16 protein-coding genes are annotated in these 21648 nt (G+C 71.1%); 4 read left to right on the top strand and 12 right to left on the bottom strand.

The window, feature by feature from the left end; translation table 11 throughout:
• The first annotated feature begins 302 nt into the window (after positions 1-302).
• Positions 303-1586 (top strand): MFS transporter, encoded by a 1284-nt coding sequence (locus OC490_RS14075; protein ID WP_262058233.1) that lies wholly within the window; start codon positions 303-305, stop codon positions 1584-1586.
• Between the two features lie 10 nt (positions 1587-1596).
• On the opposite strand, the gene OC490_RS14070 is transcribed toward OC490_RS14075, so the two are convergent.
• The 10 genes from OC490_RS14070 to hrcA form a co-directional block, all read right to left on the bottom strand.
• On the bottom strand, positions 1597-2586 hold the full coding sequence (locus OC490_RS14070; protein ID WP_262058232.1) for an adenosine deaminase: 990 nt from the start codon (positions 2584-2586) through the stop codon (positions 1597-1599).
• Between the two features lie 20 nt (positions 2587-2606).
• Positions 2607-3512, bottom strand: coding sequence for a ribonuclease Z (locus tag OC490_RS14065; RefSeq protein WP_262058231.1), 906 nt, complete (start codon positions 3510-3512; stop codon positions 2607-2609).
• Positions 3513-3518: 6 nt separating this feature from the next.
• Positions 3519-3872, bottom strand: a complete 354-nt coding sequence (locus tag OC490_RS14060; protein ID WP_262058230.1) for a histidine triad nucleotide-binding protein — start codon at positions 3870-3872, stop codon at positions 3519-3521.
• Between the two features lie 126 nt (positions 3873-3998).
• Positions 3999-7226 carry a S41 family peptidase gene (locus tag OC490_RS14055; RefSeq protein ID WP_262058229.1) on the bottom strand — a complete coding sequence of 1076 codons (3228 nt, stop codon included), beginning with the start codon at positions 7224-7226 and terminating at the stop codon, positions 3999-4001.
• A 70-nt stretch (positions 7227-7296) separates the two neighbouring features.
• Complete coding sequence (locus tag OC490_RS14050; RefSeq protein WP_262058228.1) at positions 7297-7863, bottom strand: hypothetical protein; 567 nt, start codon at positions 7861-7863, stop codon at positions 7297-7299.
• Positions 7864-7953: 90 nt separating this feature from the next.
• Positions 7954-8346 (bottom strand): VOC family protein, encoded by a 393-nt coding sequence (locus OC490_RS14045; protein WP_262058227.1) that lies wholly within the window; start codon positions 8344-8346, stop codon positions 7954-7956.
• 16 nt (positions 8347-8362) lie between these two features.
• Positions 8363-9121: a 16S rRNA (uracil(1498)-N(3))-methyltransferase gene (locus OC490_RS14040; RefSeq protein WP_262058226.1), complete on the bottom strand. Its 759-nt coding sequence runs from the start codon at positions 9119-9121 to the stop codon at positions 8363-8365.
• Positions 9118-10194, bottom strand: coding sequence for a nitronate monooxygenase (locus OC490_RS14035; protein ID WP_262058225.1), 1077 nt, complete (start codon positions 10192-10194; stop codon positions 9118-9120). The genes OC490_RS14040 and OC490_RS14035 overlap by 4 nt, the downstream gene beginning before the upstream one ends.
• A 123-nt stretch (positions 10195-10317) precedes the next feature.
• On the bottom strand, positions 10318-11451 hold the full coding sequence (dnaJ, locus tag OC490_RS14030) for a molecular chaperone DnaJ (protein ID WP_262058224.1): 1134 nt from the start codon (positions 11449-11451) through the stop codon (positions 10318-10320).
• Positions 11452-12468, bottom strand: coding sequence for a heat-inducible transcriptional repressor HrcA (gene hrcA, locus OC490_RS14025; RefSeq protein WP_200713968.1), 1017 nt, complete (start codon positions 12466-12468; stop codon positions 11452-11454).
• A gap of 172 nt (positions 12469-12640) precedes the next feature.
• On the opposite strand from hrcA, the gene OC490_RS14020 reads away from it, so the two are divergent.
• Positions 12641-13360 carry an MBL fold metallo-hydrolase gene (locus tag OC490_RS14020; protein WP_262058223.1) on the top strand — a complete coding sequence of 240 codons (720 nt, stop codon included), beginning with the start codon at positions 12641-12643 and terminating at the stop codon, positions 13358-13360.
• Between the two features lie 34 nt (positions 13361-13394).
• Positions 13395-14204, top strand: coding sequence for a DUF3097 domain-containing protein (locus OC490_RS14015; protein ID WP_262058222.1), 810 nt, complete (start codon positions 13395-13397; stop codon positions 14202-14204).
• 9 nt (positions 14205-14213) lie between these two features.
• On the opposite strand, the gene hemW is transcribed toward OC490_RS14015, so the two are convergent.
• On the bottom strand, positions 14214-15446 hold the full coding sequence (gene hemW, locus OC490_RS14010; RefSeq protein ID WP_262058221.1) for a radical SAM family heme chaperone HemW: 1233 nt from the start codon (positions 15444-15446) through the stop codon (positions 14214-14216).
• A gap of 40 nt (positions 15447-15486) precedes the next feature.
• Positions 15487-17379: a SpoIIE family protein phosphatase gene (locus tag OC490_RS14005; RefSeq protein WP_262058220.1), complete on the bottom strand. Its 1893-nt coding sequence runs from the start codon at positions 17377-17379 to the stop codon at positions 15487-15489.
• A 192-nt stretch (positions 17380-17571) separates the two neighbouring features.
• Between OC490_RS14005 and OC490_RS14000 the strand changes: the two genes are divergently transcribed.
• Positions 17572-21636 (top strand): HAMP domain-containing protein, encoded by a 4065-nt coding sequence (locus tag OC490_RS14000; RefSeq protein ID WP_410098623.1) that lies wholly within the window; start codon positions 17572-17574, stop codon positions 21634-21636.
• Positions 21637-21648 lie beyond the last annotated feature (12 nt).

Here is a 21648-nt window from a genome sequence, read left to right as displayed (position 1 = left end):
CCAAGACGAAAAGTCCCTCCGAGCGGTGCGCATCCGATGCTCTCAGCAGTACCAGGGCGATGCATAGCGGTTCCGTCGCCCAGGAAGTGCGCCGGGCGCGCCGATACCCACCGGCACCGGAAATTGGGCGCGCGTTTACCCGGCACTCCCCGCCCCAAACGCAACGTGCCCCACATCACACCCCCCGCCCTTCTTTCCCCAACCGCGTGCTTGATACAAATTGCCCGCGCGTTCCTGTCCGTCGACGGTCGTCGCCCATCCCCTTCTTGAGCCGCTTCTTTTCGCACGCCCTGGGAACGCCCGTGTCCGCCCGCAGCACCACCACGCCCTGGCCCCTCGTCGCCCTTTTCACGGCCGGGTATCTCGCCCCCTACCTCCTGCCCACCACCGTCGGCCGCCTCGACGCCGGGCTTCCGCTGTCGGCCACACAGGCCGGTGCCGTCGGCAGCGCGCTGCTGTTGAGTTCGGCGGCGGCGGGGTTTCTGCTCGCCTCGCGCGTCGAAGGGTTCGGCCCGCGCGCACTCGCCCGGTTCGGGCTCGCCCTCGCCGTTCTCGGCTACGGCTCGGCCGCCCTCACGCACGCCGTCCCCGCGGTCATCGCGGGCGCGGTCGTCGGCGGCTTCGGATCGGGTACGGCCACCACGGTCGCCGCGTCCGGCATCGCCGCCGAGCAGGACCCCCACCGGGCCTCCACGCTCGGCCTGTTGTGCGTGTCCGCGCTCGCGGGTGCCGTCTATCTGACCGTCCCGCACCTCGGCGCGGGCCACGGCCGGCCGCTCGCCGCGATCGCGCTGACCGCGCTCGCCGTATGGCCGCTGACCGGCCGCCTCCCGGTGCGTACGTCGACGACGGGGCACGCGCGCGTGGAGGCCGCCGGACTCCCCCACCGCCGGGCCGGCCTGACCCTCGCCGCCACCCTGCTGTGCTGGTCGCTCGCGCAGAACTCCCTCTGGGGCGTCAGCGGACGTATCGGCATCACCCAGGCGCATCTCTCCGAGGTCACCGTCGGCGCGGTCTTCGCGATCGCGCTCGGCACCGGGCTGGTCGGTGTCATCGGCGCGGGCGCACTCGGCTCCCGGCTGGGGCGCGCGGTGCCGATCGGCGTGGGTACGGCGCTCATCGCGGGCTGCATCGTGCTCAGCGCGTCCGCGCACGACCTGAGGACGTTCGCGACCGGCGAGATCGCCTGGAACACCCTCTACCCGATCGTCCTGTCCTACGTCCTCGGTCTCGCCGCCTCCCTTGATCCGCGCGGGCGTTGGGCGGTTCTGGTCGGCTCGGCCTCGTCCCTGGGGACGGCGGCGGGGCCGCTGGCCGGGAGTGTGCTGTCGGCGGGGGCGGGGTTCCCTGCGATGGGGGCGATCCTCGCGGCGGGGCTGGTGGTGATCGCGGTACCGATGACCGGGGTCGCGCTGGGCGTGCGCCGGCTTCCCAGCGTGCCGTTCCTTTCAGCCCGTCCGACACCTTTCGACGCAGGCCGCGAAAATCCAGCCTGTCCGGCGTTTGAGGACGAGGCCCCTTCAGGGCCGAAGGGGGGTCTGGGGGCACCGCCCCCAGCAACGCCCGCACCAGCTCCGGCGGCATGACCAACGGCGCTCAGAACACGTACGCCTCGACCTCGGCGAGATACCGCGCTCGTAGCTCCTCGTCATCCTCCAGGAAGGACGCGGTGAAGGAGTTCCTGGCCAGCTCCCGCAACCGGTCCTCGCTGAGGCCCAGCGCCAAGCGCATGGCGTCGAAGTTGTCGCCCGCGTAGCCGCCGAAGTAGGCCGGGTCGTCGGAGTTGACCGTGCAGAGCAGGCCCGCGTCCAGCATGGCCGGGAGCGGGTGCTCGGCAAGGATGTCCACCGCGCGCAGCCGGACGTTGGAGAGCGGGCAGAGGGTCAGCGGGACACGGTCCCGGACCAGCCGCGCCACCAACTCCTCGTCCTCCATGCACCGCAGCCCGTGGTCGACGCGCTCGATGCCGAGGACGTCCAGTGCCTCGGTGATGTAGGCGGGCGGGCCCTCCTCACCGGCGTGCGCGACCCGTCGTAGACCCAGCGCGGCGGCGGCCTCGTAGACCTCGCGGAACTTCACCGGCGGGTGGCCGACCTCGGCCGAGTCGAGGCCGATGCCGGTGATCCGGTGGAGGTACGGCTTCGCCGCGTCCAGGGTCTCCATCGCCGAGTCGGCGGACTCGTCGCGCAGGAAGCACATGATCAGCCGGGTCGAGATGCCGTGGTCGGTCTCGCTGTCGCCGAGCGCCCGCCACAGGCCCTCCACCACCGTACCCATGTCCACGCCCCGCGCGAGGTGCGCCTGCGGGTCGAAGAAGATCTCCGCGTGCCGTACGCCCTGCGCGGCGGCGCGGGCGAGATAGGCGTTGGCGAGGTCCTCGAAGTCCCGCTCGGTGCGCAGCACGGCTATCAGCTCGTAGTAGAGGTTCAGGAAGGACTGCAGGTCTTCGAAGAGGTACGCCTTGCGGAGCGCCTCGGTGTCCGCGTACGGCAGCGTCACGCCGTTGCGGGCCGCGAGCGCGAAGGCCAGCTCGGGCTCCAGGGTGCCTTCGATGTGCAGGTGCAGTTCGGCTTTGGGAATGGGCATCGAAGTATCGTACGGGTGTTTTATTGCCGTTTCGGAACCGGCACCCTGAGTAGATCGTGCGCCACGGTCAGCTCTCCCTCGAAGCCGGCGGCGCGTGCCTGCCGCTCGAACTCCTCCGGCTCGGAGTACCGCTGGCTGAAGTGGGTGAGGACGAGGTGGCGGACTCCGGCGTCCCGGGCCACTCGGGCCGCTTGTCCGGCGGTCAAGTGGCCATGGTCTACGGCCAGTTGCTCGTCCTCGTCCAGGAACGTCGACTCAATCACCAGCAGGTCGCAGCCCTCCGCGAGGGCGTGCACTCCGTCGCAGAGGCGGGTGTCCATGACGAACGCGAAACGCTGGCCGCTCCGCACCTCGCTGACATCGTCCAGCGCAACGCCGTCGATCATGCCCTCGCGCTGGATACGGCCCACGTCCGGGCCCTTGATGCCGTGCGCGGCGAGACGGTCGGGGAGCATACGGCGGCCGTCGGGTTCGGTGAGGCGGTAGCCGTGGGACTCGACGGGGTGGGAGAGCTTGCGGGTCTCCAGGGTGTAGTTCCCCGTGGTGGCGATCACTCCGTCCGCCGACACCGGGGACTCCGTGATGCCGACCGTCTCGCGGTACGCGGTGGCGTAGCGCAGGCGGTTGAAGAAGTGCTGGCCCGAGCGTGGGTAGTGCGCGGTGATCTCGTGCGGGACGCGGTCCAGGTTGATGCGCTGGATGACACCCGCGAGGCCGAGGGAGTGGTCGCCGTGGAAGTGCGTGACGCAGATCCGGTTGAGGTCGTGCGCGGCGACCCCGGCGCGCAGCATCTGGCGCTGGGTGCCCTCGCCGGGGTCGAAGAGGATGCCCTCGCCGTCCCAGCGGAGGAGGTAGCCGTTGTGGTTGCGGTGGCGGGTGGGGACCTGGCTGGCTGTGCCCAGGATCACCAATTCACGTACGGACATGGCGAGTTACCCGGGGGGCCACTGCATGCCGCGGCCACCCATGACGTGGGCGTGGGCGTGGAACACGGTCTGGCCCACGCCGGTGCCCGTGTTGAAAACGACGCGGTAGCTGTCGAGCTTCTCGTCCGCCGCGACCTCGCCCGCCTCGCGGAGGACGTCGGCGGCGATCGACGGTTCGGCGGCGGCGAGGGAGGCGGCGTCGGGGTAGTGGACCCGGGGGATCACCAGGACGTGGGTCGGGGCCTGGGGGTTGATGTCCCGGAACGCGACGGTGGTGGCTGTTTCGCGGACGATCGTCGCCGGGATGTGGCCTGCGACGATCTTGCAGAACAGGCAGTCGTCCTGCGGTTCCCCTGACATTTGGGATCCCCTCCGGGAGGTGAGCGGCGCTTTACGCGAGGCATCGTATCGTCGTCAGCTGCGGGTGCGTGGGGGCTGGGCGCGCCCACGCGGCGGAGCCGCAAATCGGCACAGCCCCGCGCCGCTTCAGGTGGGCAGGGTGGGCGGGGTTTTGGCCGGACTGGTCTCCAGTGACTCCAACGCCAGGCGGATTGCCTCGTCCAGCTGGGTGTCCCTTCCCGCCGCGTAGTCCTGAGGCCTCTGCACCACCTCCACGTCCGGGTCCACCCCGTGGTTCTCCACCCCCCACCCGTAACCCTCAAGCCAGAACGCGTACTTGGGCTGGGTGATGAGTGTGCCGTCGACCAACCGGTATCTGCTGTCGATGCCGATCACCCCGCCCCATGTACGCGTACCGACCACCGGACCGATCCCCAACGCCTTGATCGCCGCGTTGACGATGTCGCCGTCCGAGCCCGAGAACTCGTTGGCCACGGCTACGACCGGGCCGCGAGGGGCGTCCTCGGGGTAGCTGTACGGGCGCATGCCTCGGGGGAGGTCCCAGCCGACGATACGGCGGGCCAGTTTCTCGACCACCAGCTGCGAGGTGTGGCCGCCCCGGTTGTAGCGGACGTCCACGACCAGGCCCTCGCGGGCCACCTCCACGCGCAGGTCGCGGTGGATCTGGGCCCAGCCGGGGGCCTGCATGTCGGGGACGTGGAGGTAGCCGAGTCGGCCGCCGGACTTCTCGTGGACGTAGGCGCGGCGGTCGGCGACCCAGGCGTGGTAGTAGAGGGGTTCCTCGTCCGCGAGGGGGACGACGACCGCGTGGCGGGGGTCGCCGCCGCCGGCCGGGGAGATGGTCAGCTCGATGGGTTTGCCTGCTGTACCGACCAGGAGGGGGGCGGGTCCGGTGACCGGGTCGACCGGTTGTCCGGCCACCGCGAGGATCGCGTCGCCCGGGCGGACGGCTACACCGGGTGCGGCGAGCGGGGCGCGGGCGGCCGGGTCGGAGGTCTCGGAGGGCAGGACGCGGTCGATGCGCCAACTGCCGTCCTCGTGACGGGAGATGTCGGCGCCGAGCAGGCCCTGTCGTTCGCCGTTGCCATAGCCGCCGCGCGCGGTGACGTAGGCGTGCGAGGTGCCGAGTTCGCCGTGCACCTCCCACAGGAGGTCGACGAGGTCGTCGTGGGTGGCGACGCGGTCGAGGATCGGGCGGTAGCGGTCGAGGACGCCGGCCCAGTCGACGCCGCTCATGTCGGCGCGCCAGAAGTTGTCGCGCATGATGCGGCCGGTCTCGTCGAACATCTGGCGCCATTCGGCGGCCGGGTCGACGGTCTGGCGGATGCGGGAGAGGTCGACGTTGATGTTCGAGTCGCTGTCGTCGTCCTCGGAGGGGGCGCGGCGGTCGCTCGGGACGACCCGCAGTTTGTGGTCGGTGCGCAGCAGGACGCGTTTGCCGTCGCCGCTGACCTCGAAGTGTTCGGCGTCCCCGGCGAGGTGCTCGATGCGCTGCTGGGCGAGGTCGTAGCGCTCCAACTCGGTTTTGGGGTCCGGGTCTTCGGGGGTCGCGCGGGTGGCGCCGAGGACGCCCTGCACGGGGTGGCGCAGCCACAGGACGCCGTCCTTGGCGGCGCGCAGGTTGGAGTAGCGGCCGGCCTCGACGGGGAACGGGACGATGCGGTCGGCGAGGCCTTCGAGGTCGACGCGGGTGGTGGGACGGCCCTCGCTGTCGGGGGTCTCGTCCTTGTCGGGGGCTTCGAAGGGGCGGCCGTGCCGCTGGGGCCCGAAGGGGGACGGGGTGGTCGCGGCCAGGGTGATCAGGTGCGGTCGGTCGCCGACCACGAAGGCCAGGTCGAAGACGTGCTCGTCGTAGACCGGGTCGAAGGAGCGGGTGGAGAGGAAGACCAGGTGTTTGCCGTCGAGGGTGAAGGCGGGGGCGTAGTCCTGGAAGCGGAGCGGGGTCGCCTCGGTGACCGAGAGGTCGGTGGTGTTGGCGAGTTTGAGCTGGCGCAGCGGGCGCGGGCCGGGGTGCGACCAGGCGAGCCAGGCGGAGTCGGGCGAGAAGGAGAGGCCGGAGACGTCGCCGTCCTCGCTGCGGTCGACCTCGCGGACCTCGCCGGTCTCCCGCTCGATGAGGAGGACGCGGCCGTCGTGCGAGGCCACGGCGACGCGGCTGCCGTCGGGGGCGACGGTGAGCGCGAGGACGCGGCCGAGCTGTCCGGCGGCGATGCGGCGCGCGGTGGCGCCGGGGGCGAGGCCGGTGGCGGGGGCGAACTCCAGGGCGTCGTCGCCCTCGGCGTCCGTCACCCACACCACCCACTCCTCGCCGTCGACGCGGAACGTGCGGGGCAGCCGGGCCCGTACGCCGGGGGTGGCGGCCAGCGCGCGGGCGGGGCCGGAGCGGTGGGTGATCCAGTGGACGGTGCCGCGTACGGCGACGGCGCTGCCGCGCGCGGTGTGGTCGGGCGACGCGGAGGCGAACCAGCGGGCGGCGGACACCGGGAAGGGCTGCTGGTCGGTGCGCTGTCCGCCGAGCCGGATGTCGAGGCGGCGCGGTTCGGCGCCGTCCAGGTCGTCGAGGAGCCAGAGTTCACCGGCACAGGAGTACGTGATCCGGGTGCCGTCGCCGGCCGCGTGCCGGGCGTAGAAGCTGTCGAGGGGGGTGTGGCGGCGGAGGTCGGTGCCGTCGGCGAGGGAGGAGTAGAGGGCGCCGGTGCCCTCGTGGTCGGAGAGGAACGCGATCCTCTCCCCCGCCCACACCGGGTACTCGATGTTGCCGTCCAACTCCTCGTGCAGGCGCGTGAATTCGCCGTCGCCCTCGCGGTCGATCCACAACTTGCCGGCGGTACCGCCCCGGTAGCGCTTCCACCAGGCGGCCTCGCGGCCCATGGGCGCGGAGAGCAGGACCGTGGCGCCGGGGCCGACGGCGACATCGCCAACGGGCCCGTACGGGAGGGTGGTTGCCGGTCCGCCGTCCAGCGGGATGGTGCGGGCCCAGCTGCGGCGGAGGTTCGCCTGACCGTGGGTGCTGATGGCGAGGACCTGTCCGTCCGCCGTCCAGCCGCGCACCTGGGTGCGTGAACTGCCCCAGTGGGTGAGGCGTTTGGCGGGGCCGCCGTCTACCGGGGCGATGTGCACCTCGGGGGCGCCGTCCCGGGTGGAGGTCCAGGCGACGGTGGTGCCGTCGGGCGAGACGCGCGGGTGGGTCACCGGCACGTTCTCGGCGCTGACCCGCCAGGCCCGGCCGCCGTCGAGGGGAGCCAGCCACACATCGTCCTCGGCGGTGAAGGCGATCAACTCGCCGTGCAGGTGCGGGAAGCGGAGATAGGCCTGGGGACCGGCCTGGGCTGCGGACGCTGAGGGCTGAGTCACCTGATCAGCGTATGCAGCGGCGGCCTGCGCCGACAGTGGTTTGGATCACTTGCCCGCTATGGAAGGACTGTCACTTGCCTTCCACGGGCCAGCAGGTCGGGTCGCCCTTGCACCACATGGTCTTGGTGACCGTGACGGTGACGGTCGGCCCGGGGCCGTAGGTGAGGCTCGGGTTCGGGTTGACCACGGACGAGGGTGTCGCCGCGTTGCAGTCGCCGAGCCCGGTCACGTGGAACACCTGCTTGCCGCCCACCTTGCCGACCAGGTCGCCGCGCACGCAGGCGCCGTCCACGGCCCGGGTGACCTTGCCGGTGACGGTGATGTCCCGGTTGTCGTTCGTCTGCCCCTGACAGTCCACGGAGACGACGGTGGACTCGGACGGCGAGGGCGTCTTCCCGGGCGTATAGGCCTTGTTGCCGCTGCCGTAGTTGCCCGTGCAGGTCAGATAGCGGACGCTCACGTGGTCCCGCTTGAGCTCCGCGGTCGCCGTCTTGTCGGTGGTGTACGCGACGGTCGCCGCGCTGAGATCACCGGGCTGGCACGCGACGACCCCGCCCACGGACACCATCGCGAGCCCCGCCACAGCGGCCACCCGCCGTCCGCGGGGCCGACGCCAGATCTGCCTCAACGCCCCCATGGACGGCAGCCTGCCACCGTCGGGGCGCACACGGAAGAGCGCATACGGCCACCCGTGCGCCCGGGGCGCAGTCACCCGGCGCACGACCGGTCAGCCCCGCAGCAGCAGCCACTCCTGAAGCTCCACCACATTGCCCTCGGGGTCCTTGAGATGCGCCACCCGCATCCGGTCCGTCATCGGCGCGGGGCCGTGGAGGAGGGTCGCTCCCCGGTCGGTGATCTGCTCGCAGTACGCGTCCAGGTCGTCGACCCGCAGCACCACCAGCGAGCGGTGCCCGGTCACCAACTCCCCCAGCTCACCGAGGACTTGGGCCATCATCGCCCGGTCCTGCAGCGCGATCCCGGCCGACCCGACCGCCGGGCTGAACTTCTCGTACGGTCCCTCGGTCGCCCCCGACTGCGGCTTCAGGCCGAGGACTTCGGCGTAGAAGCGGTAGCAGGCGGCGAAGTCGGTGACGAGCAGCCTCACTTGGGCTAGTTCCACGGTGGTCTCCCCTGGTTCATGACCAGCGTCCGGTGCGTCCCAGGAGCAGGGCCGTGGCCGCTGTCCCGGCGGTCGATGTGCGCAGCACGCTGCGCCCGAGCCGGCAGGCCTTCGCCCCGGCCTCCTCGAAGAGGGCCAACTCCTCGGGCGAGACGCCGCCTTCGGGGCCCACGACCAGCACGATCTCACCCTCGGTGGGGAGTTCGGCGGTGGCGAGGGGTTCGCTGCCGTAGTCGCGGTCCTCGTGGAGTACGGCGGCGAAGTCGGCTTTGGCGAGAAGTGCGGCAACCTGTTTGCTCGTTGCCGCGTCCGCGACCTCCGGGAAGCGCAGCCGGCGGGACTGCTTGCCGGCCTCGCGGGCGGTGGCCCGCCACTTCGCGAGGGCCTTCAGACCGCGCTCGCCCTTCCACTGCGTGATGCAACGGGAGGCCGCCCAGGGGACGATGGCGTCGACGCCGGTCTCGGTCATCGTCTCCACGGCCAGTTCGCCGCGGTCGCCCTTGGGGAGGGCCTGGACGACGGTGATGCGGGGCTGCGGCTCGGGCTCCTCGCTGACGGACTCCAGGTCCATGACGACGAGCCGGTCCTTGCCCTCGGCCGCCTTGACGACACCCTCCATCCACCGGCCGCGTCCGTCGGTGAGGACGACCTCCTCACCGGCCCGCATCCTCCGTACGGAGACCGCGTGCCGCCCCTCGGGGCCGTCGAGGACGTACTCGCCACCGCAGAAGTCCGGCAGGACCAGGGGGTCGAGAATGAACACCGGCGCGGTCATCGCAGCTCGCCTCCGGCCGACAACGCTGTCCGGGCGGAGGCCAGTTCGGCGACCAGTACCTCGACCAGCTGGCCGGCGGGCAGCTCGCGGGCCATGCGGTGGCCCTGTCCGGCCCACAGCGCCATGCCCTGCGCATCGCCGGCCGCGGCGGCCTTCTTGCGGAGCGGCGAGGTCAGGTGGTGGACCTCGGGGTACGCGGCGGGGGCGTACGGGCCGTGCTCGCGCATGAAGCGGTTGACCAGGCCGCGGGCCGGGCGGCCGGAGAACGCGCGGGTCAACTCGGTACGCGTGAACAGGGGGTTGGTGAGTGCCTGCTTGTGCACGGCGTTCGCCGCGGACTCGGGGGTGGCGAGGAACGCCGTGCCGAGCTGGGCCGCGCTCGCGCCCGCCGCCAGGGCGGCGGCGATCTGGCTGCCGCGCATCAGACCACCGGCGGCGACGATCGGGAGACTCACGGTCTCGCGGATCTGGGCGACCAGGGAGAGCAGGCCGATGCCGGAGCCGTCGTTCTCCGGGAGGTCGCGGTGGGTGCCCTGGTGGCCGCCGGCCTCGACGCCCTGCGCGATCACCGCGTCGGCACCGGCCCGCTCCACGGCGAGGGCCTCCTCGGCGGTGGTGGCGGTGACGAGGGTGAAGGTGCCGGCCCGGCGCAGCGAGTCCAGCACCTCACGGGTGGGGACACCGAAGTGGAAGGAGACGAAGGACACCGGGTTGTCGAGCAGCACGGACAGCTTCGCGTCGTAGCCGTCCTCGCGACCGCTGTCCGGGTCGCCGAGTTCCGTGTCGTACCAGGTGGCCTCGCCGGCCAGCTGGTGGGCGTAGACGTCGACCGCCGCCCTGTCCGCGTACTCCGGCTGCGGCATGAAGAGGTTCACGCCGAAGGGGCGGGACGTCAGGCTCCGCAGCTGCTTGATCTCCTGGTACATGCCGTCGGCTGTTTTGTACCCGGCGGCGAGGAATCCCAGCCCGCCGGCCTCGGACACGGCCGCGGCGAGAAGCGGGACGGAGACACCGCCCGCCATCGGGGCCTGCACGATCGGATGAGGGAAGAGATCGGTCAGTGCGGAGGACATGACGGCATGTTGTCACGTCCTCCGAACAAGTCCGAATCCGGCCTTCCGCCGGGCATAGGACAGATGCATGCCCGGGCGGAGACCGGTTCGACGACCCGATCGACGGCCTGTTCGACGATCGGTTCAGCGGCCGTTGAAGGCGTCCTTCAGACGGGAGAACAGGCCCTGCTGCCCGGGCTGGAACGTCCCCATGGGCCGCTCCTCGCCACGCAGTTTCGCCAGTTCCCTGAGGAGGCGTTCCTGTTCCACGTCGAGCTTGGTCGGGGTGGTGACCTCGACGTGCACGATGAGGTCGCCCCGGCCGCCGCCGCGCAGATGTGTGATGCCTCTGCTGTGCAGCGGGATCGACTGGCCGGACTGGGTGCCCGGGCGGATGTCGACCTCCTCCATGCCGTCCAGCGTCTCCAACGGCACCTTCGTGCCCAGGGACGCGGCTGTCATGGGGAGCGTGACCGTGCAGTGCAGGTCGTCGCCGCGGCGCTGGAACATCGCGTGCGGCAGCTCGTGGATCTCGACGTAGAGGTCACCGGCGGGGCCGCCGCCGGGGCCGACCTCGCCCTCGCCCGCGAGCTGGATCCGCGTGCCGTTGTCCACACCGGCCGGGATCTTCACCGTGAGCGTGCGCCGCGAGCGGACGCGGCCGTCGCCGGCGCACTCCGGGCACGGCGTCGGCACGACGGTGCCGAAGCCCTGGCACTGGGGGCAGGGGCGGGACGTCATGACCTGGCCCAGGAAGGACCGGGTCACCTGCGAGACCTCACCGCGACCGCGGCACATGTCGCAGGTCTGCGCGGAGGTGCCGGGGGCGGCGCCCTCGCCGTTGCAGGTGTTGCAGACGACGGCCGTGTCGACCTGGATGTCCTTCGTGGTGCCGAAGGCCGCCTCGTCCAGCTCGATTTCGAGCCGGATCATGGCGTCCTGGCCGCGACGGGTCCGCGAGCGCGGTCCGCGCTGCGACGCCGTGCCAAAGAAGGCGTCCATGATGTCCGAGAAGTTCCCGAAGCCGCCCGCGCCGAAGCCCGCGCCCGCGCCGCCCGCCTGCGAGAGGGGGTCGCCGCCGAGGTCGTAGACCTGCTTCTTCTGCGGGTCCGAGAGCACCTCGTAGGCGGCGTTGATCTCCTTGAACCGCTCCTGGGTCTTCGGGTCCGGATTCACGTCCGGGTGCAGCTCGCGCGCGAGCCGGCGGAAGGCCTTCTTGATCTCATCCTGCGACGCGTCGCGACGCACGCCGAGAACGGCGTAGTAGTCCGTGGCCACTTAGGACTCCGCCAGGATCTGTCCGACGTACCGTGCCACTGCGCGTACCGCTCCCATCGTTCCCGGGTAATCCATGCGGGTCGGTCCGACCACGCCGAGCTTGGCGACTGCCTCGCCGCCCGAACCGTAGCCGACCGACACCACTGAAGTGGAGTTGAGTCCCTCGTAGGCGTTCTCGTGACCGATCCGTACGGTCATGCCCGAATCCCCCGCCTCACCAAGCAACTTGAGGAGGACGACCTGCTCCTCCAGGGCTTCCAGGATGGGGCGGATGGTGAGGGGAAAGTCATGTCCGAAGCGGGTGAGATTGGCGGTGCCGCCGATCATCAGCCGCTCCTCGGTCTCCTCGACGAGGGTCTCCAGGAGGGTGGAGAGCACCGTCGCGACCGTGCCGCGGTCCTCGTTCTCGAAGGCGTCCGGCAGGTCCTGCACGAGCTGCGGTACGTCCGCGAAGCGGCGGCCCGCGATCCGGCTGTTGAGCCGCGCGCGTAGATCCGCGAGCGAGGACTCCCCGAAGGGCGCCGGGCAGTCCACCATGCGTTGCTCGACCCGCCCGGTGTCGGTGATCAGCACGAGCATCACGCGCGCGGGGGCCAGCGACAGCAGCTCCACGTGCCGGACGGTCGAGCGGGTCAGCGAGGGGTACTGCACGACGGCGACCTGCCGGGTCAGCTGCGCGAGCAGCCGGACCGTACGGCCCACGACGTCGTCGAGGTCGACCGCGCCGTCGAGGAAGTTCTGGATGGCCTTGCGCTCGGGGCCGGTCATCGGCTTGACGCCGGCGAGCTTGTCGACGAACAGCCGATAGCCCTTGTCCGTGGGGATGCGCCCGGCACTCGTGTGCGGCTGGGCGATGTACCCCTCGTCCTCCAGGGCCGCCATGTCGTTGCGCACGGTCGCCGGGGAGACGCCGAGGCTGTGCCGCTCGGTGAGCGCCTTGGACCCGACCGGCTCCTCGGTGCCGACATAGTCCTGGACGATGGCGCGCAGCACCTGAAGCCTGCGTTCGCTGAGCATCGCGCACACCTCCAGTTCTGGTCGCCGTTTTGTTGCCGGGCTGCCCTTTCCTGGCACTCTGTGCGCGTGAGTGCCAGCGTTCCCCGGCCCAGTGTACGGCCGTGAGGTACACCCCGGGCAAGGCCGGTCCCGCGATGTCAATCCCTGGTGCCCTCACCGTTAGCGTCGCCGTATGACGGTGACTTGGGAAGAGGCGGGGTGGGAGCGGCTGGCCGCCGGGGTGGGGCGGTGCCGGCTGCCTGGCTGGGACTGCACGGTGGGGCTGGTCCTCGGGGACGGCTCGGCGCTCATGATCGACGCCGGGTCGAGTGTGGCGGAGGGCGCACGGTTGCGTACGCAGGCGCAGGCGCTCGCCGGGCGCCGTGTGACCCATCTCGCGCTCACCCATGCCCATTTCGACCATGTCTTCGGGGCGGCGGTCTTTGCCGGGGCGACGGTTCTCGCGGCCGGGGGCGCGGGCGAGGTGTTCGAGGGCGGTGGTGAGGAGTTGCGGGCCGACGCGGTGCGCAACGGGCTGGATCCGCGGGTGGCGGAGAACGCGGCGGACATCCTCGTGTGCCCCCGTGAATACGTGTGGGGCCCCACGGTGCTCGACATGGACGGCGGCCCGGAGGTCCACCTGGTGGCGACGAGCGGACACACCGCCCACGATCTCGTGCTCGTGGTGCCGGGCGACCCGCCGGTCGTGTTCTGCGGCGACCTGGTCGAGGAGTCCGGCGATCCCCAGGCGGGCCCCGACGCCGTACCGTCGCACTGGCCGACCGCGCTTGACCGGCTCCTCTCCCTGGGCGGCGAGGACGCGCTGTACGTGCCCGGTCACGGAGCGGTGGTGGACGCGGGGTTCGTGCGGGCCCAACGGGACGCGTTGGCAACCCGTTTCGGCGTGTCGTGAAACCGGGCGGGCCGGTTCTCCTATCGTCATCCGAATGCGCCAGTACTCCGCCGACCTGACTCCGCCGTGGAAGAAGCCGAAGCCCGTCCCCGAGGTCCCCGCGGAAACGGGCCTGGTGGTCGAGGAGCCCGGCACCGGTTTCTGCGGAGCGGTGATCCGCTGCGAGGCCGGCACGGTCACCCTGGAGGACCGCTTCGGCAAGCACCGGGTGTTCCCCCTGGAGCCGCGCGGGTTCCTCCTGGAGGGCCGCGTGGTGACCCTGGTGAAGCCGGTGTCGAGCCCGCTACGGCCCACTCGTACGGCATCCGGTTCGGTCGCCGTTCCCGGTGCACGCGCGCGTGTGGCCCGCGCCGGGCGGATCTACGTCGAGGGCCGGCACGACGCCGAGCTGGTCGAGCGGGTGTGGGGCGACGACCTGCGCATCGAGGGTGTGGTGGTCGAGTACCTGGAGGGCGTCGACGACCTGCCGGCCATCGTGGACGAGTTCGCCCCCGGCCCGGACGCACGGTTGGGCATCCTGGTGGACCACTTGGTGCCGGGCACCAAGGAGTGGCGCATCGCCCAGTCGGTCACCAGCGAGCACGCGCTCGTCGTCGGCCACCCCTACATCGACATCTGGGAGGCCGTGAAACCGTCCTCCGTGGGCATCACCGCCTGGCCCCGGGTCCCGCACGGGCAGGACTGGAAGACGGGGGTGTGCCGGGCGCTGGGTTGGCCGGAAAACACCGGTGCGGTGTGGCAGGCGATTCTGGCCAAGGTGGGGTCGTACAAGGATCTTGAGCCGGAACTGCTGGGGCGGGTGGAGGAGTTGATCGACTTCGTCACGGCGCCCGGCGAGGCCTGACGGGTCCGGTCAGTCCACCAGGTCGCGCACCACCGCGTCCGCCAGCAACCGCCCCCGCAGCGTGAGCACGGCACTCCCCTCCTCGTACGGTCCCGCCTCCAGCAGCCCGTCCGCCAGCGCCCGGCGCGACGCCGCGAGTCCCTCCGGCCGGAGCAGGTCCAGCGGCGCGCCCTCGCGGAGCCGCAGTTCCAGCAGGATCCGCTCCACCCGGCGGTCCTCTGCGGTGAGGATCTCCCGGCCGGCGCCCGGGGAGCGGCCGGCGGCGAGTGCGCCCGCGTACGCGCCCGGGTGCTTCACGTTCCACCAGCGGACGCCGCCCACGTGGGAGTGCGCTCCGGGGCCCGCGCCCCACCAGTCGGCGCCGCGCCAGTAGAGCTCGTTGTGCAGACAACGGCCGGAATTCGATGTCGCCCAGTTGGACACCTCGTACCAGTCGAAGCCCGCCGTCGACATCACCTCGTCCGCGATGAGATAGCGGTCGGCGTGCGCGTCGTCGTCCGTCATCGGGACCTCGCCGCGGCGGATCCGGCGGGCCAGCTGGGTGCCCTCCTCGACGATCAGGGCGTAGGCGCTGATGTGGTCGGGGCCCGCGCCGAGGGCCGCGTCGAGCGAGGCCCGCCAGTCGTCATCCGTCTCGCCCGGGGTGCCGTAGATCAGGTCGAGGTTGACGTGTTCGAAGCCGGCCGCGCGGGCCTCGGACACACAGGCCTCGGGGCGGCCGGGGGTGTGGGTGCGGTCGAGGATCTTCAGGACGTGCTGCTTCGCGCTCTGCATGCCGAAGGAGATCCGGTTGAAGCCGCCCCGGCGGAGGGTCGCGAGGTAGGCCGGGTCGACCGACTCCGGGTTGGCCTCCGTCGTGATCTCCGCGTCCGGGGCCAGGCCGAACTCGTCGCGGATCGCGCCCAGCATCCGGACGAGATCGTCCGCCGCGAGCAGCGTGGGCGTGCCGCCGCCGACGAAGACCGTACGGACCGGGCGCGGGTCGTCGCCGAGGACCTTGCGGGCCAGGCGGACCTCGTCGATCAGGGTGTCCGCGTAGTTGTCGCGGGAGGCCAGCACTCCGCCCGTGCCGCGCAGCTCGGTCGCCGTGTAGGTGTTGAAGTCGCAGTAGCCGCAGCGGGTCGCGCAGTACGGGACGTGCAGATAGAAGCCGAGGGGGCGGCCCGCGGCCCCGGCGAGCGCCTGCGCGGGCAGGGCGCCGTCGTCGGGGACGGGATCGCCGTCGGGGAGTGCGGAAGGCATGTCCTCCATTGTCCAGCACCCGTACGACTCTCTGCTCCGCCTACTCCGCCTGAAGGACCAGCAGCGCCATGTCGTCCTCCGGCGGCCGGCCGCCGAACTCGTGCACCAGCCGCTTGATCCGCTCCGCGATCAGCTCGGCGCTCAGCCCCGCGCACCCGGCGAGCACGGTCGCGAGGCCGTCGCCGTCGTCGAACTGGACGGAGCCGGAGCGGCGCTCGGTGACTCCGTCGGTGACGCACAACAGGCTGTCGCCGGGCCGGAGTTCGAAGGTCTGGCTGGTGTAGGTGACGTCCTCGATGACGCCGAGGAGGGTCTGCGGGCGGGCGGCCGTGGCGACGGAGCCGTCCGGGCCGAGGAGCAGCGGCAGCGGGTGTCCGGCGGAGGCGAGGGTGCAGCGGACGCCGCCGTCGAAGGGGACCAGCTCGCCGTAGAGGAGGGAGAGGAAGCGGGGGCCGTCGCCGACCGGGCCCGGCATGCCGCCCGCGGCGACCAGGGCGTGGGCCGCCGCGTCGGCCGCTTCCGTGGCGTCGTCGAGGAGGAGCTGGTTGAGGCGGTCGAGGACGTCGGCGACGCGGTAGCCCTCCCGGGCGAGGAGGCGCAGCCAGGGGCGCGCCAGTCCGATCACTACGGCGGCCTCGGGGCCCTTGCCCTGGACGTCGCCGAGGGCGAAGCACCAGCGGCCGTCGCCGGCCGGGAACAGGTCGTAGAAGTCGCCGCTGGGGCCGCCCTTGTCGCACGGTTCGTAGACGAGGGCGCTGTGCACGCCCGGGATCTCGGCGACGGCGCCGGGCAGCAGGCCGCGCTGGAGGACGCGGCTGATGGTGGCCTGGCGGGCGTACTGGCGGGCCGCGCCGATGGCGAGCGCGACCCGGCGGCTGAGGTCCTCGACCAGACCGGTGACCTCGTCGGGGAAGCACGGCAGCCCGGACCGTCCGATGACCAGGGTGCCGAGCGGACGGCCGCCCGCGATCAGCCGGTACGCCAGTGCCGCGCCATGGGTGCCGTGCGGGCCGAGGGAGTCGCCGGGCCAGGGGTAGGACGCGGGCCGCAGTGAGTCCTGCGGGCGGGGCGGGTGCTTCTCCAGGGCGCCGCGCAGTTCCTCGATGCGGTTCTCGCTGCCGTGCCAGACGCGGGCGAGGCGTGGTCCGGCGCCGGCCCCGGCGTCCTCGCCCCAGCCCCCGCGGCCCATCGCCTCGTCCTCCAGCCATACGGCGCACCAGTCGGCCAGTCTCGGCACGATCAGCTGTCCGGCGAGCGCGGCGACCAGGTCCTCGTCGAGCTGTCCGGCGAGGAGGTCGGAGGCCTCGGCGAGGAAGGAGAGGGCACCGCGGCCGAGCCAGTCCCGGTCGCGTTCGGCGCGCCGGGGTTCGGGGGCGAGGATCTCGGCGACGCGCAGGCCGCGTTCACCGGCGTACGTCTCCAACTCCTCGGCGGCCGGGCTGCCTTCGGCGGGAAGGCGGGCCCACACGGTCTTGGTGCCGGTGCGGTAGGTGACGCCCCAGGCCTCGGCGAGCGTGGAGACGAGCCGCAGCCCGCGCCCGAACTCCGGTGTCTCGTACGCCGGTTCACCGCTGTTGTCGCGCGGGGCGCGGGAGGGGTGGTGGTCGGCGACCTCCACGACGACGGACCGGGTGTCCTCCAGGCGGCAGATCAACTCGACGTCCGTACCGGCGTGTACGACGGCGTTGGTGACGAGCTCGCTGACGACGACCGTCGCGTCGTCGGCGAGCCGGTCGGTGAGGTGTTCCGTTCCGGGCAGGGCGAGTTCGGTCCATTCGCGGAGCGCGGCGCGCACCAGGCCGCGGGCGGAGCCGGGCGCGAGGGGGCTTCCGGAGAGCGTGGCGCGCATGGTCGTGCGCGGGTCCGCGCCGTGGTGCGCGGGCGCGTCGGGAGCACGCGAAGTGGTCTCCCGTTGCGTCGGAATTGCCCCCATGCACAGCTCCCCGAGCAGATCGGACGAATACACCTCGGTCGATGCGGACAGAGTGACAGACTGACCGCGGCCATAAGCGCCGAGTTACCGAAGTGGGCCGCCATGAGTGAGAACAGTGCTACGCGTGTGCTCGAAGACGGACACAAAGAGGACTGGATTCGAACATCGGACCTGCGCCCTCTGCTCGCCGTGATGACGGCGGCGCGTGACGGCGATTTCACCAAGGCACCGGAGACGGGTCACGGCATGGTGGCCGAACTGACCGCCGCCTTCAACCAGATCATGGACCGCAGCACCCACTTCAACTCCGAGACGCAGCGCGTCAAACGGGAGTTGATCCGCCACGGCCGCCTCGACGAGCGCCTCTCGGCCAGCCCCGGCCAGGGCGGCTGGACCTCCCGCGTCAACGACGTCAACCAGCTCCTCGACGCCCTGGTCGCCCCGGCCGCCAACGCGACCCGCGTGCTGGACGCGGTGGCGGGCGGCGATCTGACCCAGCGGGTCGATCTGCACGACGGCAGCAGGCAGTTGCGCGGTGATCTACGGCGGCTGGGCCGGGCCGTGAACAAGATGGTGGACCAACTCTCCCTGTTCACCGGAGAGGTGACCCGGGTCGCCCGCGAGGTCGGCACCGAGGGCAGACTCGGCGGGCGCGCCAAGGTGCAAGGCCTGTCGGGCAGTTGGCGGGACGTGACCGAGGCGGTCAACACGATGGCGTCCCGGCTGACCGCGCAGGTGCGGGACATCGCCCTCGTCACGACGGCGGTGGCGCGCGGTGACCTCACGCGTACGGTCACCGTCGAGGCGACCGGCGAACTGCTCGAACTGAAGCTCACCGTGAACACGATGGTGGACCAGCTCTCCGCGTTCGCCGACGAGGTGACGCGCGTCGCCCGCGAGGTGGGTACCGAGGGCCAGTTGGGCGGGCGGGCGCAGGTGCGGGGCGTGTCCGGGGTGTGGAAGGACCTCACCGACAACGTCAACTTCATGGCGTCGAACCTGACTTCACAGGTCCGCAACATCGCCCAGGTGACGACGGCCGTGGCGAACGGCGACCTGTCGCAGAAGATCACGGTGGACGCGCAGGGCGAGATCCTCGAACTGAAGTCGACCATCAACACGATGGTCGACCAGCTCTCCGCGTTCGCCGACGAGGTGACACGCGTCGCCCGCGAGGTCGGCACCGAGGGCAACCTCGGCGGACGCGCCCAGGTGCGGGGCGTCTCCGGCGTCTGGAAGGACCTCACCGACAACGTCAACTTCATGGCGGACAACCTGACTTCACAGGTCCGGAACATCGCGCTGGTGTCGACGGCCGTGGCGCAGGGCGACCTCGGCAAGAAGATCACGGTGGAGGCGAAGGGCGAGATCCTGGAGCTGAAGTCGACCATCAACACGATGGTGGACCAGCTCTCCGCGTTCGCCGACGAGGTGACGCGCGTGGCGCGCGAGGTCGGCACGGAGGGCAACCTCGGCGGGCAGGCGCAGGTGCGGGGCGTCAGCGGGGTCTGGAAGGACCTGACGGACAACGTCAACTTCATGGCCCTGAACCTGACTTCGCAGGTGCGGAACATCGCGCAAGTCACGACCGCCGTCGCCAACGGCGACCTGTCGAAGAAGATCACCGTCGACGCGCGCGGCGAGATCCTCGAACTGAAGGACACCGTCAACACGATGGTGGAGCAGCTGCGCGCCTTCGCCGACGAGGTGACCCGGGTGGCCCGCGAGGTCGGCACCGACGGCCGACTCGGCGGCCGGGCCCAGGTGTTGGGCGTCTCCGGTGTCTGGCGCGACCTGACCGACAACGTCAACTACATGGCCGACAACCTGACTTCACAGGTCCGGAACATCGCGCAGGTCGCGACGGCGGTGGCGCAGGGCGACCTGTCGAAGAAGATCGACGTGGACGCGCGCGGCGAGATCCTGGAGCTGAAGACCACCATCAACACGATGGTCGACACCCTCTCCTCCTTCTCCTCGGAGGTCACCCGGGTGGCCCGCGAGGTCGGCTCCGAGGGCCAACTCGGCGGCCAGGCAAGGGTGGAGGGCGTCTACGGCACCTGGAAACGTCTGACGACCAACGTGAACGAACTCGCGCTCAACCTCACCACCCAGGTCCGCGCGATCGCCGAGGTGGCCTCCGCGGTGGCCCAGGGCGACATGTCCCGCTCCATCACGGTGGAGACCCAGGGCGAGGTCACCGAGCTGAAGGACAACATCAACCTGATGGTGGCCAACCTCCGCGAGACGACCCGCGCGAAGGACTGGCTGGAGTCCAACCTGGCCCGGCTCGCCGCGCTGATGCAGGGGCACCGGGACCTGATGGAGGTCGCCGACCTGATCCTGCGCGAGCTGACCCCGCTGGTGAACGCGCAGTACGGGGCGTTCTTCCTGGCCGATCCCGACGAGGACAGTCTGCGAACGGCCATTCCCGCCAAGGGACTTGCGTTCATCGCCGGGTACGGGTCGGCGCAGGGCGCGACCGTGGACACGGGCGGGATGCCGGTGCACGGGCTGGTTCGGCAGGCGGCCCGGGAGAAGAAGCGGATCCTGGTGGAAGAGGCCCCGCCGGACTACATCAAGATCAACAGCGGGCTCGGGGAAGCCGCCCCGGCGAGCGTGGTCATCATCCCGATCATCTTCGAGGACAAGCTCCTCGGCGTGATCGAACTGGCCTCCTTCTCCCGCTTCTCCGACGTCCACCTCGCGTTCTTCGACCAGTTTGTGAACACCATCGGCGTCGCGATCAACACCATCATCGCCAACTCCCGCACGGAGTCCCTGCTCGGCGAGTCCCAGCGGCTGGCCATGCAGTTGCAGGAACGTTCGGACGAACTCCAGAAACAGCAGGCCGAGTTGCAGCGCTCCAACGCCGAACTGGAGGAGAAGGCAGCCCTGTTGGCCACCAGCTCACAGTACAAGTCGGAGTTCCTGGCCAACATGAGCCACGAGCTGCGCACCCCGCTGAACTCGCTGCTGATCCTGGCCCGGCTGCTCTCCGACAACCCGGACGGTCATCTCTCCGACCAGGAAGTGCAGTTCGCGACCACGATCCACCGCTCCGGCTCGGATCTGCTCCAGCTCATCAACGACATCCTCGACCTGTCGAAGATCGAGGCCGGCCGGATGGACGTACGCCCCAAGCGGCTGCCCCTCATCAAGCTCCTCGACTACGTCCACGCCACGTTCCGCCCGCTCACCCTGGACCGGGGGCTCGCCTTCGAGGTGTCGGTGGGCGAGGACGTACCGCGCGAGATGTGGTCCGACGAGCAGCGGCTCCAGCAGATCCTGCGCAACCTGCTGTCCAACGCCATCAAGTTCACCGCCACCGGCCGGGTCGAACTCCGCGTCAACCGGGTCAAGGACCCCGATCACCGCTACTCCCACGACAGCGACGAGGTCATCGTGTTCGCCGTCTCCGACACCGGCATCGGGATCGCCGCCGAGAAACTCCCGGTGATCTTCGAGGCGTTCCAGCAGGCCGACGGCACGACCAACCGCAAGTACGGCGGTACGGGGCTGGGGTTGTCGATCAGCCGGGAGATCGCCGGGCTGCTCGGCGGCCGTATCGTCGCGGAGAGCGAGCCGGGCTGCGGCTCGACCTTCACGCTGTACGTCCCCGTCGTCAGCCCCGGTCATGCGGCGACCGGGCGGACCTCCGAGGACCGGGAACTGCCCGCCGTGGACGAGCAGTTGTCCACCGAGCCGTTCACCGGGCACGAGGTGGACGACTCATGGCCCACTCCCACCAAGCTGGAGGCGTGGAAGGCCGGCCGGGCCGGTCAGGTGCTGCCGGGGCGACGGGTGTTGATCGTGGACGACGACATCCGCAACGTCTTCGCGCTCACCCACGTCCTGGGGCGCGTCGGTATGCCGGTGCTCTACGCGGAGAACGGCCGCGAGGGCATCGAGACCCTGGAACGCAATCCCGACGTCGAACTCGTGCTCATGGACATCATGATGCCGGAGATGGACGGGTACGAGACCATCGCCGCCATCCGCCGCGCCCCGCGCTGGACCGGCCTGCCCATCGTCGCGCTCACCGCCAAGGCGATGCCCGGCGACCGGGAGAAGTCCATCGCGCGGGGCGCCAACGACTACGTGCCCAAGCCGGTGGACGTGGACCAGCTGCTGACCGTCGTCTGCGCCCTCCTGGACCCCGAGGCCGAGGACGTCACGGCGGCGGGCATCGGGGGGACGGACATCGCGGGGACGGATGCGGGTACCCGGGGAGACGGCGGCACCGCCGAGGACTGAGTGAGGCACAGT

The organism is Streptomyces sp. STR69 (assembly GCF_024519455.1).
GTDB lineage: Bacteria > Actinomycetota > Actinomycetes > Streptomycetales > Streptomycetaceae > Streptomyces.
Note: the sequence above shows the minus strand (reverse complement) of the source record. Positions and strands in the feature narration are given on the sequence as shown.